We start from the raw sequence: 11,514 nt of genomic DNA, 5'->3' as shown, positions 1-11,514 counted from the left end.
ACACAGTACCGTTCGGCGGTTTTCTTCGCCGACGAGGAGCAGCGCCGGGTGGCTGAAAAGCTCATCGCAGAACTGAAAGCAAAGGGGTACGGGGTGACTACCACGGTTGAAAAAGCCGGAACCTTCTGGCCCGCCGAGGATTACCATCAGGATTACTACCAGAAGACAGGGCATCAGCCGTATTGTCATATTTACACGAAACGATTTTGATGGTGGCGTGTGAATGGCGTTGTTGCACGGCCTGATAGCTGCGTTGGGCGCTGCTCGAAATCCTCGTGTACTGCGAGTACACTCCGGTTTCTGCGGTGCGTCGGCCTTGCCCTCAGGCCGTTCACGACACTCCATTCAGACGCCGTGATCTGAAACTCGCGCTCCTGAACGTCGCTTGAAACTCGCGTTCCCGATGTTTCGGGGGAGAACTTGACACTCGCGCCCCCGATGTTTCGGGGGCTTGACACTCGCGCTCCTGAACGTCGCTTGAAACTCGCACGCTGCGTTGGCTCCGACCTGTCGGGATCGAAATCCTCGTGTACTGCGAGTACACTCCGGTTTCTGCGCTGCGTCCGCCTTGACCTCAAGTTTACGACACCCCGTAGTGACTTCCCGCGCTGTTGCTTTTTGGGTGTGTCGCGCATAAAGAACTTTAATAAGTAAAGTGTGCGCAGAGAGGGGGGAGAAGGTGGATATGCGGGGAGGTTGCCGATGCCGGGGATGGGGTGCGTTTTTCGCCGGTTTGTATGTATCTTGCAGAAAAGTCCGACGTTACCCCATCCGAAACCGATATGAGCGATCCTGTTATTCTTTTTCTGCTGCTGCTTGTGCTGCTGCTGCTTGTTTTCGTCCTGTTCCGCCAGTTCGGCGACGCGCCGCGCAAAGCCGAACTGATGCGCCTGCAGGGCGCCGAGGTGGAGCGGGACCGTGCGCTCTCCAGACTTGAAGCGGCAGGAGGAGAGCTGGAGAAGCTCAGGGTCGAGCATGCCCGGCTCGAAGCCGACCTGCAGCACGAGCGCCGGAGCGCCTCCGAGAAGATCACACTGCTTCAGGATTCCGAGGCCCGGCTTCAGAGGGAGTTCGAGAACCTTGCAGGCAGGATCGTCGAAGAGCGGGGGCGGGTGCTCGGCGAAGAGAACCGGCAGCGGATGGACACCCTCCTGCAGCCTTTTCGCGAGCAGCTCGAGGGGTTCCGCCGCAGGGTTGACGAACTGCATGAAACCAATATCGCCGGTTCGGCGAGCCTCAGGGAACAGGTGCGGCAGCTCATGGAGCTCAGCGGCAGGGTGAGCGACGAAGCCAGCACGCTTGCCCGTGCGATCAAGGGCGACGCCAAGGTGCAGGGCGACTGGGGCGAGATGATCATCGGGCGGATCTTCGAGGCTTCCGGACTTGAAAAGGGACTCGAATATGTGGCGCAGGAGAGTTTCCGCGGCGAGGACGGCGCGCTGAAGCGTCCCGATTTCATGGTGCTGCTTCCGGGCGAAAAGGCGGTCATCGTTGATTCCAAGGTGTCGCTGACCGCATATGAGCGGTTCTGCAGCCTCGAAGACGGGAGCCGGAGGGAACAGGCCCTCAGGGAGCATGTGCAGTCGGTTCGCCGCCATATTGCCGCACTGCAGGAGAAGGATTACCACGATATCGGGGGCAACCGCACGCTCGATTTCGTTGTCATGTGCATTCCGCTCGAACCCGCATGGCAGGCCGTCATGCAGGCCGACCCGGATCTGCTTTACGATCTTTCCGGAAAGAACATCGTGCTCTGCGGCCCGGCCACCCTGATGATCACCCTCAAGCTTATCGCCCAGCTGTGGCGGCGCGAGAACGAAAACCGCAATGCCGAACTCATTGCCGAGAGGGCAGGCCGGATATACGATCAGGTGGCTCTCATTGTCGAGAGTATGGAGGACGCCCGCAAGAAGCTTTCAGGCGTGTCGGATTCGTTCGACCTTGCCGTGCGCCGTCTCAGGGACGGGCGCGGAAATCTTGTCGGAAGGGTTGAAGAGATACGAAAGCTTGGTGCGAAGGTGAGCCGGCGGATTGCCCGGAGCGCCGGAGAGGATGCTGCTCCGGAGGCCGAAGCGTGAGTCTTACGCCTCGGCGGGGTTTTCGAACACCCGGATATCGCGTTCGATACTGCTGCCGGCGTTGTTCATGGCGAGCTTCAGATCGTAGTCCATCTGCAGGCCGAACCAGAACTGGGCCGGAGTGCTGAAATAACGCGCAAGACGCAGAGCCGTGTCGGCGGTGATGCACCGCTTGCCCGTGATGATATCGTTGATCCGCCATACGGGAACATGAATATCTTCTGCAACCTGTTTTTCGGTCAGCTGGAGCGGATTGAGAAAATCCTCGAGAAGAACAGTTCCCGGATGAAGCGGAATATTTTTCCTGACGTGCATGAAGCGGTTCTCCTGGTTGCAGAGCGAGTAGATTAATCTGGGGATATGTAACCACAGATTACTACTTTTTTCCGGATTTCAAACCCTGAAAACACCGGGTTTCTTGCAACTCCGCTCCTGCAGCCTGAGAGCGTGGAGGCTATCCGACCTCCTTGCCGGCCATCACCAGCGTCGGAGGCGCTCCCAGATGCCTTCCGGCGAGCAGCACGTTCCAGTAGAGCCATTCGAAACCGAGTTTTCCGTACCAGTTCATTTTGGTCTCCTTCAGCAGGGAGAACGGTCCCAGCTTCGGCATGGGGAATTGCCCCGGCAGCGGTTCGATCTTGTAGTTGAAGTCGATGACCGAGGAGGTGCCTTTGGAGTAGACGATGAAGCAGGTGGAGTGTCCGTCGAAAATTTCCTCGGGCTTGACTCCGTGAATTTCCGCCATGATGTTGAACACCACGACGTCGGCTTCGTAGTGCGCCACCGATCCCGCTTTGGAGGTGGGCACGTTGGTGGCGTCGCCGATGACGTAGACGCCTTCGTGCTTGAGTGCTTTCAGGGTGTTCTGGTGCGTCGGAACGTAACCGATGCCGTCATCGATGCCTGAATCGCTGATCATCTTGTCGCCGAGCGTTGTCGGTATCGATACCAGCAGGTCGTACTTCACCTTGTCGCCCTTGACGGACTCGATGTACTTCTCCTTGCCGTTGACCGAACTCAGCTCGAAGGCCGGAGTGATTCTGATATTCTTTTCCTTCGCCGATGCGGTGAATACCGCCGAAGCCTTGGGCTTGGTGAAGGCCCCCTGAAGAGGGGTGACCAGCTCGATCTCCACCCTGTTTCTGATGCCTTTCTGCTTGAAATACCAGTCGGCCATGAAGATGAACTCGATCGGCGCCACCGGGCATTTGAAGGGGAGTTCGGCAATGTTCAGCACAACCTTTCCGCCATCGAACTCCTTGAGTTTGTTCCTGAGCAGCTCTGCATCCGGGATGGTGTAGAAGGTAAAGGCGTTCTTGCCCCATGCATCGAGCAGGCCGTCGTTTTCCTCCGGAGCGATCCGGCACCCCGTGCTGATGACGAGAAAATCGTAGGAGAACCTGTGATTGAGGGTCGTCACCTCTTTCCGCTCGGGATCGACGCGGACAATTTCGTCGATGACGAAATTGATGCCCGCCATGATGTATTTCTTTCTCGATTTGACGAGCCTGCCCGGTTTTTGAATGTCGAAAGCCACGAACAGCATGCCCGGCTGGTAGATGTGCTGGTCGTCACGGTCGATGACCGTTATCTCCCAGTCCTCGGGCAGGTGCCTGCGCAGGTTGTTCGAAATGATGGTTCCTCCAGTGCCGGCTCCAAGGACAACGATTTTTTTTGACATGTTTCAGTTTCCTGTCTGGTTAAGGTTCATGAAAATAGAGATGCCTCAATACGGTGCTCCCCCTGTATCTGTTGTCAGGGGATGCTGTAAGGCGCAATGGGCGGCAAGAAGAGTGTGATGGCCGGGATACAGGAGCCGCCGGGCGTAACGGTACAGATGGTTGTATTATATATCTGGATGATTATATAATTTAACAATTATATGAATATGTGCAACAGGCGGTTCTCCTGCAGGCGAAAGCGCTCTCCGGTCGTGATTGCCGATCGCTTTAACCGGCGTTGCCGCTGGCCCGAAAGATTTGCCGAAGCGCGACTCTCGAATTTTTCGGGCAAATAACATGCGGTTTAAAGCGCAGGGCAGGCCTATATTGACACAGTTCGGCCGGAGTTCGTCAACCATAAAGGAATACGCCATGCATTTCGCTCAGCTGCTGCAGGATTTTGCCGTCGATATCGGCTGGAAAGACCAGGTCGAAAGCTTTGAAGACGAAGGGATATGCCGTCTTGCCGTCAGGCTGTCAGTCGGCGGCCGTTCCTACCGTCTCATGCTCGAAGGTCACGAGGAGCGCCAGTGGCTTGCGCTCTATCTCTATGCGCCGTTTACGGTCAGGGAGGACAAACTGGTCGATGCCAGCATGCTCTTCAACTTCATCAACTGGAACTTCAGCTATTCCGGCAGCATCAATGTGTCTGACGAGGGCATCATCTCCTACAAGCAGATTATCGATCTCGGCGGCTGTACGGCGGATACGGCATTGATCTACAACATGCTGCATGCCGCAGTCGATATGTTCGAACGCAACGCTGCGGAGCTGGAGGCTGTTGCTTCCGGCGATCTCCGCTACGAAGAGGTCCGCGGGGAGATGGAAAGAAATATAGCCCGTCAGTTTCAGGAAGGGGGCCGGGAGGAGTAGCGCGGAATTTTTCTGCCGGAGAAGCGTGCCCGCACCCCCGGGGGCGCTCCTAGTGTACTCGTACGGCTTTTCCGGGTTTTATGCGTTTCAGCCGCAGATCCGCCATTGCATCGACCTTGAGCAGCAGATGCACCTTCTTGCTGTCGAGGAGAATGTCGCACTTTTCAACCCGCAGACTGTCAACCCTCAGGTCTATCACTTTTCCTGTTTTGCCTTTGGCGATAGCGTTGCTGATGATGCCGGGCACTTTTCCGATAAGCGTGTCGAGCTTCACGTTCAGTCTCGTGGCTACCGTATCGCGCACGAAATCATGCAGAAGGTCATCGCCGGTGCGGACAATGGTGTTTCCGGTGTCGAGGGCGTAATCGAACTTTTTCACCTTCAGCGTCTGGGTCGGGGCATCGAATACGATTTTGCCGCTGGTTACCAGATAGCCCCTGATGTCCCTGTCGGTGCTGACGCCAATCGAAAGGCCCTTGTCGGATGCATAGGTTTTTATATCGGTGATGGTGACGTTGTACCCTTTTCTCGACAGGGTTTTTCCCCTGAGGTACCCGTTAAGCTGGTCGTTGATCTCTTCGAATGAGGTAAAGGCGTAAAGATTGATAACGGAGTGCCGACTCTTCTCCCCCGGCCGGAGTCGGCTGAACGCAGGCAGCGGGTTCGGTGCGGCGATTGCCGTGGTATCGGTGAGCATAAGCATGGCCGCATCGATGCGCGTAAAGCAGGTGATGTCGTTCCGGTTCAGGGCTATATCGCTCCTGATGCCGCTGCAGTGAAAGCGTATCCAGACCGGAGCGGGTTTTCGGCTTATAAGAATGGGGTCCTGAAGATCGAGCCAGACATCCGAAATGGTGGAGTGCAGGTTTGCCGCCTTGTAGATCTCCCGGTCGAGCATGGCGGTCAGTCTGCCTCCCTTGCTGTTGAGCGCCTCGGTGATTGCCGGTCTGAGATTTTTTTTGAACGGTCCTATGCGAACGACCGGCTCGCTGAGCCACCGGATGTTTCTGATGCGGAACCTGGTGACGATGCTCCAGTTCCGGTCGAGAGCGATCGGCGTCGAGAGCGTGACGATGATGGTGGTGTGCAGCGGTTTTACCAGTCCGGAGAGCATTTTTCCGAACCGGCTGTCGAGCAGGATTGCGTCGACCGTCAGGGGAAAGGTGCAGAGAAGTTCCCGTCCGCTGGTGGTTATGAGAATGTTGTTCTGCCTGGAGAGGGTCAGGGCGATTTTTTCTTTTTTGTCTTTTCTGATCCGGATAGTTTTCTGCAGAAAGGCGCCCCTGATTTTCCCGTTCAGATAGGCAGCGAGAGTTTTTGTTTCGATGTGTACCGGAAGATTGAAGGTGGAGGGAGGGACCGTTACGGAAATTTCTGATGTGAGCGGTTCCGGGGGATGGTTTTCAGAGTAACCGATGAATTTCAGGAAAAGAAAAACTCCTGAAACGACAAGAGCAATGACGATTCCTGCGGCTATGAGAGGTTTTTTCATTGGAGGAGGTTCTGAGGCGTTTCCTCTCGGCCGGGGCGGGAGTGAAAATGGTTCCGGACCCGGCCGGAAGTGATCGGAAATAGATCTTGAAAGAGGCGCTTCAGGTCACTTTTTTGGTTCCCAGTAGCAGCGTTTCGGCGATACGATCCGCTCTTCGTCCTTGAGCGTTTTCATGGCTTTATCGACCTCTTTGCGATCCAGCTTGCCGGAGTCGGCAATCTGGCCGGCGCTCATGGGTTTGCCTTCCTTTTCAAGCAGATCCAGAATTGCTTGCTTGATGTCCATAGGGTTACAGGGATTACTTGTTGGTGGATAGCGAGATGGTTCGTTTTCTCATGCTTCTGATAAACGATCCGTAAGGATAATAATTCCCGTTTTTCGTGCGGGTGGGTATGCATATCCGGTTTTTTTTCTGCAGGTGGATCGCGGGCGCCGGGTTTTCCGGCTGCGGGAGATGAGTGCGGGGAAAAAAAGAACTGCCATGCCGCGTATCTTCTTTTCCGACGGTTACCGGATTGTTTTGGATAGAATCAGGTAGAGCGATATCGCAGCCACGAGAAAGCAGGCGAGTGCGTACAACTTGAATTTCCACCCGAATGAAAAGGTGTAGTGAACTCCCAGAAGCAGGGAGTATACCAGGGCTCCTGAAACTACGTAAAGCATAACATCAGACATATTCTTTTTGAGAACGTCTACATGTCAGTTTTTCTCAGGCCGTGACCATTACCTGCATTACCGTGTAAAGGGAACTGCAATTGTTCAGGATAGTACCGGCATGCGAAAATATTTCGTTCAGGTTTTTCTTTCCGGATCTTTCAATGCCTGAATCGACAGGGGCTGACATAATAGTTTGGGGGTAATGTTAAGTTCTTTGAACTTACAAATTTTTTTTAAACTTTCTTTTTTTTAAGGTCTTTTTTAGAGGCAAAGGCTTTTAATTCCTCTGTTTCCGCCATTACGGGCCGGAATTCATCGGAATTCTTTTCTTGTAACTGTTTTTTTTGGTAGTTTTCTGCCGCAGGATGTTCCGGTATCTCCCCACCCGCGCCATACCGGCTGCACTCCTGTTTCATCAGCTTTCTTCAGCCCCTTTTTAATTCTGGATTGCAGGGTTTTATCTGTTTCTGCGCTCATTCTGTCAACCTTGACAAAGGAGGTGCCTGTTTACATGATTTCAGTTACCTGTCGCATTGCATTTTTGAACTGATTGTAAAAAAAGGAGGGAACTATGCCTGAGCCATTACTTTCCGGTCCTCATATGGACTTTCAGCGCATGGAGTGGAAGTGGAAAATCGGTATCCCTGCCGACTTCTGGCTTGTCGAGGAGGAACTGATCGGCAAGTTCATCACCGCCAACAAGCTCAAGGCGGCCGGTAAAGTCGCCGCAGGTGTTGCCAAAAGTACGGCCAAAGCCATCTCGATCGATAACATCATCGATCCGAGAGGGGGCAGAAAAACGCCTCATCTGCATTTCAAGGGCGATATCTATCTGCTCGACGCCAAACAGTGGCGTGAGTTCAGCACTCCGGTTCTCAAGGAGATGAGTGCAAGGCTCGCCGCGGTCAGGTCAATTCCTTTCGAGAGCTTTATCGAAGTCAGCCAGGCCGTGCTTCCCCATCAGTAACCGTTGCGGAAATCAGCGGCTTCGTTGTTTCAGGACTGGATGCAGCCGGAATAACGAAGCCGCTGGCCGCACTATTCTTCCAGCCAGTTATGAAGTATACCCTTGCGGTTACCCGGCAGTGTAATTTCGGATGCGCCTACTGCTACATATCAGGCATCTCCGGGCACGATGCCGTCATGAGTCACGAGACGGCCGAACGGGTTGTGGAATTTATCTTCAGCCGTACTCCGGAGCATGAGAACATCGATATCGGTTTTTTCGGCGGGGAACCCCTTCTCGAATTCGAGCTGATCAAATCGATTATGAGGAGGATTTACCGCCACGAACGTTATGACCCGGAGAGGTTTCTTTTTTCGGTAGTCACCAACGGATCGATTTTCAGCGATGCCATAGCTGCCGATCTCAGGGAGTTCCGGATTTCTCCCGGCATAAGCTGCGACGGCCCGGCATGCATCCAGAATCGGTCGAGAGTGTTCCGGGACGGATCGCCGACTTCGGCGGCGGTGGAGGGCAACATCCGGCATGCGCTGGAATTTTTCCCTTTCATGCCGGTCAATGCGGTGTACTCGCCCGATACCCTCGATATGCTTCCTGACGTGGTGGAGTATTTCCATGCGCTGGGAGTTAGAAACATCTATCTCAATCCGGATATTTCGGCACGCTGGACAGCCCGGCATGCCGAAATGCTCGACGGGGTGTTCAGCCGGATCGGAACACTGTACCTCGACTACTACAAGGCAGGCGCACCGTGCCATATCAGCCTGATCGACAGCAAGATAACCGTCATACTCCGGGGCGGCTACGAGCCGCTCGAACGGTGCCGGATGGGCAAGGGCGAGTTCGCCTTCGCTCCTTCGGGCAACATCTACCCCTGCGAGCGCCTCATCGGAACCGATGACGGAGATCGGCACTGTCTCGGCAATGTGCACTCCGCCACCGGCATGCTGAAACGCTGCAGCCACGATTCGGAGCACACCTCCAATCCGTTCTGCCTGAACTGCGGCATCAGCCGTTACTGCATGAACTGGTGCGGTTGCACGAACTATTTCGCCACGGGAGACTACAACTCGCCCGGAGCCTTTATCTGCGCCTCCGAAAAAGCCTCGGTGACGACGGCTTACGCGTTGATCGAAAAGCTCGGGGAGGAAGGTTTTTCATTTGCGGATCATCTTGCGGGCACGCCGCTCCAGAGCATTGTCGGGGAGGTTTCCGGCCTGCAATGACGGCGCCGGAGCGAAGGTTTATGTATGGTTCGCTCAGAGGCTTCCGGGATTTTTCCGGATGAGAGCATACGCGTCGAGTGCTCGCCGGCGCGAGGCCCGAAGCTCCACGAGAGGTTCGGGGTAGGTTTTCCCGATAGAGACTCCCGCGGCCTGCAGCACGCCGGCGGGGGCTTCCCACGGTGCGAAGAGGTGTCGGTCGGGCAGCCTGCCGAGCTCGGGAACGAAACGGCGGGTATAGGCTCCCCATGCATCGAATTTCTCTCCCTGGGTGACCGGATTGAAGATGCGGAAGTAGGGCGCCGCATCGGCTCCGCAGCCGGCGACCCACTGCCAGCTTGCGCTGTTGACGGCAAGGTCGGCGTCACAGAGGCAGTCCCGGAACCACCGCTCGCCGCTGCGCCAGTGCAGAAGCAGGTTCTTGACCAGAAAGGAGCCGACGATCATGCGCACCCGGTTGTGCATGTAACCCGTCTGCCAAAGCTCCCGCATGCCGGCATCGACAATCGGGTAGCCGGTCATGCCATTCTGCCAGCGCCTCAGCGCTGCCGGATTTTCCACCCATCCGAAGCGGTCGAACGAGGCGTGCAGGTTGGTGCGGGGCAGGTCGGGATGGTGCCGGATCAGGCTGTAGGAGAACTCCCTCCAGGCGAGTTCGCTCAGAAAATGGTCGATATCCGTGCCGTTTCCATGGTTTTTTGCGGCGTGCCAGACCCGGTTCGGCGAGATTTCGCCGAAATGCAGCGACGGCGAAAGCCGCGAGACGTTGGGGCGGGCGGGGTAGTCGCGTCCCTCTCTGTAGCCCTGCAGCCCATGCTGCAGAAAGGTTTCGAGCCTCATGGATGCGCCCTGTTCGCCGATAGTCCAGTGCGCTTCGAGCTGCCTGTCCCAGCGTATGCGGGGCAAAAGGTCAAGTGCGTCGAGCGGCAGGCTGCCCGTCGGAGGAAGCGCGGTTTCAAGCCTTTCGGGAGCCGCAAGGGGGAGTCGGGGCGATGCGGCTCCAAGGCACCCATTGCGGTAGTAGGGCGTGAACACCCGGTAAGGCGTGCCGTCCGGTTTTTTTATCTCCCACGGCTCCCAGAGCAGCGAACCGTTGAAGCTTTCGACGGTAATGCCCGTTTCGCGGAGTTTTTCCCTGAGCATGGTATCCCGCCGTATGCGCCAGGGCTCGTAGCAGCGGTTCCAGTGTACCGAGGATGCACCGGTTTCTGCAGCCAGAGCCGGAAGGATTTCCAGCGGATCGCCACGGAAAAGCGCGAGCCGCCCCTTCAGCGAGCGGTCGAGCGAGGCGAGGCTGTGGTGGAGCCACCAGCGGCTTGCCCCGCCCATCCGGAATTCGCCGGCATTAAGGTCGTCGAGAATGTAGACCGCCAGCACGCGCCCTTTCAGGGCTGCCTGGCTGAGCGACGGGTTGTCCCCGAGCCGGAGATCCTGCCGGAACCAGTGTATGGCAAGGTTGCCGCTCATGAACCGTTTTCCGTCGGGTCGCCGATGCGTCCCATGAAGAGGATTCTGCCGCGGCCGTTTTCACGGATGGTTTTCAGCCGTTTTTCGAAATCCGCCAGTTCGCCGTGGTGCAGAAGCGCATCCTCCGGCCTGACGTGCAGCGCGATCGGCACCAGATGGAGCGTGAGTATGGCGTTTTTCATCTTGTCGGTTGCTATAGGATTGCCGGAATCGCAGAGGAGTATCCGTTGCCGAAACATAAACATTTTTTTCGGCGCACGCCATGATGAACGAAACCGGAGAAATTGATGTATTTTTCACCTGCAACGGGCAATGCGCCCGCTCAGCGTATCGTTAACACCGCTTTTACCATCTTTTATGCGAAACAAGCTTTTCCGATATCTCAGCATCAGCCGTGACGCCGAGTCGTTCAGGGACATTCACGCCGCGGTCGAAAGCGACATCGAGTTCAAGGGCAGCCGCCTCTGGATCCTGATTTTCGCCATCGTGCTGGCTTCGGTCGGGCTCAACACCAATTCGACGGCGGTCATCATCGGCGCCATGCTCATCTCTCCCCTGATGGGTCCGATCAACGGCGTGGGATACAGCATCGCCACCTACGATTTTCCGCTGCTCCGCCGCTCGCTCAAGCACCTTTCGTTTGCCGTGGCGGCAAGCCTCGTCACCTCGACGCTCTATTTCGCCATCAGTCCGGTATCGAGCGCCTATTCCGAGCTTCTGGCCCGCACCAGCCCCACCATTTACGACGTGCTGATCGCCCTGTTCGGTGGTCTTGCAGGAACGGTTTCCATCACCACGAAACTGAAAGGCAACGTGGTGCCGGGAGTCGCCATCGCCACGGCGCTCATGCCCCCGCTCTGTACGGCGGGGTACGGGCTTGCGACCGGTCAGTTCGGCTTCTTTTTCGGCGCATTTTATCTCTTCACCATCAATGCCGTGTTCATCGGTCTTTCGACGGTGATTTTTTCGCAGTTCATGAGGTTTCCCATCAGAAGCGATATCGCCGAAGCGCAGAAAACGCGCATCAACAGGTGGATAA

General features: G+C 56.1%; 14 protein-coding genes. 6 read left to right on the top strand and 8 right to left on the bottom strand.

Going from position 1 to position 11,514, the window contains the following annotated elements; all coding sequences use genetic code 11:
* Window positions 1-210: peptide-methionine (S)-S-oxide reductase (locus tag WBP50_RS00515; RefSeq protein ID WP_423931104.1), on the top strand; the 210-nt coding region annotated here is incomplete at its 5' end.
* A 572-nt stretch (window positions 211-782) separates the two neighbouring features.
* Window positions 783-2,078 (top strand): DNA recombination protein RmuC, encoded by a 1,296-nt coding sequence (locus tag WBP50_RS00510; RefSeq protein WP_423931103.1) that lies wholly within the window; start codon window positions 783-785, stop codon window positions 2,076-2,078.
* Between the two features lie 3 nt (window positions 2,079-2,081).
* Here the strand turns inward: WBP50_RS00510 and WBP50_RS00505 are convergent, their stop codons facing one another.
* Together WBP50_RS00505 and sqr are read right to left on the bottom strand one after the other, a co-directional pair.
* On the bottom strand, window positions 2,082-2,393 hold the full coding sequence (locus tag WBP50_RS00505) for a HigA family addiction module antitoxin (protein ID WP_423931102.1): 312 nt from the start codon (window positions 2,391-2,393) through the stop codon (window positions 2,082-2,084).
* Window positions 2,394-2,532: 139 nt separating this feature from the next.
* Complete coding sequence (gene sqr / locus WBP50_RS00500) at window positions 2,533-3,759, bottom strand: type III sulfide quinone reductase, selenoprotein subtype (protein ID WP_423931101.1); 1,227 nt, start codon at window positions 3,757-3,759, stop codon at window positions 2,533-2,535.
* A 412-nt stretch (window positions 3,760-4,171) separates the two neighbouring features.
* Between sqr and WBP50_RS00495 the strand changes: the two genes are divergently transcribed.
* Window positions 4,172-4,672 carry a hypothetical protein gene (locus WBP50_RS00495; protein WP_423931100.1) on the top strand — a complete coding sequence of 167 codons (501 nt, stop codon included), beginning with the start codon at window positions 4,172-4,174 and terminating at the stop codon, window positions 4,670-4,672.
* Between the two features lie 49 nt (window positions 4,673-4,721).
* Here the strand turns inward: WBP50_RS00495 and WBP50_RS00490 are convergent, their stop codons facing one another.
* The 4 genes from WBP50_RS00490 to WBP50_RS00475 form a co-directional block, all read right to left on the bottom strand.
* Window positions 4,722-6,164: a DUF4403 family protein gene (locus tag WBP50_RS00490; protein WP_423931099.1), complete on the bottom strand. Its 1,443-nt coding sequence runs from the start codon at window positions 6,162-6,164 to the stop codon at window positions 4,722-4,724.
* Window positions 6,165-6,269: 105 nt separating this feature from the next.
* Window positions 6,270-6,449: a MarR family transcriptional regulator gene (locus tag WBP50_RS00485; protein WP_423931098.1), complete on the bottom strand. Its 180-nt coding sequence runs from the start codon at window positions 6,447-6,449 to the stop codon at window positions 6,270-6,272.
* 222 nt (window positions 6,450-6,671) lie between these two features.
* Entirely contained in the window at window positions 6,672-6,839 is a 168-nt protein-coding gene (locus WBP50_RS00480) for a hypothetical protein (protein ID WP_423931097.1), read from the bottom strand.
* 215 nt (window positions 6,840-7,054) lie between these two features.
* On the bottom strand, window positions 7,055-7,237 hold the full coding sequence (locus WBP50_RS00475) for a hypothetical protein (RefSeq protein ID WP_423931096.1): 183 nt from the start codon (window positions 7,235-7,237) through the stop codon (window positions 7,055-7,057).
* A gap of 155 nt (window positions 7,238-7,392) precedes the next feature.
* Here WBP50_RS00475 and WBP50_RS00470 point away from each other — a divergent pair, with 155 nt between their 5' ends.
* Window positions 7,393-7,788 (top strand): hypothetical protein, encoded by a 396-nt coding sequence (locus WBP50_RS00470; RefSeq protein ID WP_423931095.1) that lies wholly within the window; start codon window positions 7,393-7,395, stop codon window positions 7,786-7,788.
* An 89-nt stretch (window positions 7,789-7,877) separates the two neighbouring features.
* Window positions 7,878-9,011 (top strand): radical SAM protein, encoded by a 1,134-nt coding sequence (locus tag WBP50_RS00465; protein ID WP_423931094.1) that lies wholly within the window; start codon window positions 7,878-7,880, stop codon window positions 9,009-9,011.
* Window positions 9,012-9,044: 33 nt separating this feature from the next.
* Here WBP50_RS00465 and WBP50_RS00460 read toward each other — a convergent pair whose 3' ends face one another.
* Together WBP50_RS00460 and WBP50_RS00455 are read right to left on the bottom strand one after the other, a co-directional pair.
* On the bottom strand, window positions 9,045-10,475 hold the full coding sequence (locus WBP50_RS00460; protein WP_423931093.1) for a cryptochrome/photolyase family protein: 1,431 nt from the start codon (window positions 10,473-10,475) through the stop codon (window positions 9,045-9,047).
* A complete protein-coding gene (locus WBP50_RS00455; protein WP_423931092.1) occupies window positions 10,472-10,657 on the bottom strand; it encodes a hypothetical protein in 186 nt (61 codons plus the stop codon). The genes WBP50_RS00460 and WBP50_RS00455 overlap by 4 nt, the downstream gene beginning before the upstream one ends.
* Before the next feature lie 175 nt (window positions 10,658-10,832).
* Between WBP50_RS00455 and WBP50_RS00450 the strand changes: the two genes are divergently transcribed.
* On the top strand, window positions 10,833-11,514 hold a 682-nt coding region (locus WBP50_RS00450), incomplete at its 3' end, for a DUF389 domain-containing protein (RefSeq protein ID WP_423931091.1).

The organism is Chlorobium sp., assembly GCF_049593655.1.
Taxonomy (GTDB): domain Bacteria; phylum Bacteroidota; class Chlorobiia; order Chlorobiales; family Chlorobiaceae; genus Chlorobium.
This window is presented reverse-complemented; position numbering and strand designations above follow the sequence as displayed.

Coding starts and splice junctions, on each gene's coding strand:
- WBP50_RS00510 (WP_423931103.1), top strand. CDS start 783: ATGAGCGATCCTGTTATTCTTTTTCTGCTGCTGCTTGTGCTGCTGCTG.
- WBP50_RS00505 (WP_423931102.1), bottom strand. CDS start 2,393: ATGCACGTCAGGAAAAATATTCCGCTTCATCCGGGAACTGTTCTTCTC.
- sqr (WP_423931101.1), bottom strand. CDS start 3,759: ATGTCAAAAAAAATCGTTGTCCTTGGAGCCGGCACTGGAGGAACCATC.
- WBP50_RS00495 (WP_423931100.1), top strand. CDS start 4,172: ATGCATTTCGCTCAGCTGCTGCAGGATTTTGCCGTCGATATCGGCTGG.
- WBP50_RS00490 (WP_423931099.1), bottom strand. CDS start 6,164: ATGAAAAAACCTCTCATAGCCGCAGGAATCGTCATTGCTCTTGTCGTT.
- WBP50_RS00485 (WP_423931098.1), bottom strand. CDS start 6,449: ATGGACATCAAGCAAGCAATTCTGGATCTGCTTGAAAAGGAAGGCAAA.
- WBP50_RS00480 (WP_423931097.1), bottom strand. CDS start 6,839: ATGTCTGATGTTATGCTTTACGTAGTTTCAGGAGCCCTGGTATACTCC.
- WBP50_RS00475 (WP_423931096.1), bottom strand. CDS start 7,237: ATGAAACAGGAGTGCAGCCGGTATGGCGCGGGTGGGGAGATACCGGAA.
- WBP50_RS00470 (WP_423931095.1), top strand. CDS start 7,393: ATGCCTGAGCCATTACTTTCCGGTCCTCATATGGACTTTCAGCGCATG.
- WBP50_RS00465 (WP_423931094.1), top strand. CDS start 7,878: ATGAAGTATACCCTTGCGGTTACCCGGCAGTGTAATTTCGGATGCGCC.
- WBP50_RS00460 (WP_423931093.1), bottom strand. CDS start 10,475: ATGAGCGGCAACCTTGCCATACACTGGTTCCGGCAGGATCTCCGGCTC.
- WBP50_RS00455 (WP_423931092.1), bottom strand. CDS start 10,657: ATGAAAAACGCCATACTCACGCTCCATCTGGTGCCGATCGCGCTGCAC.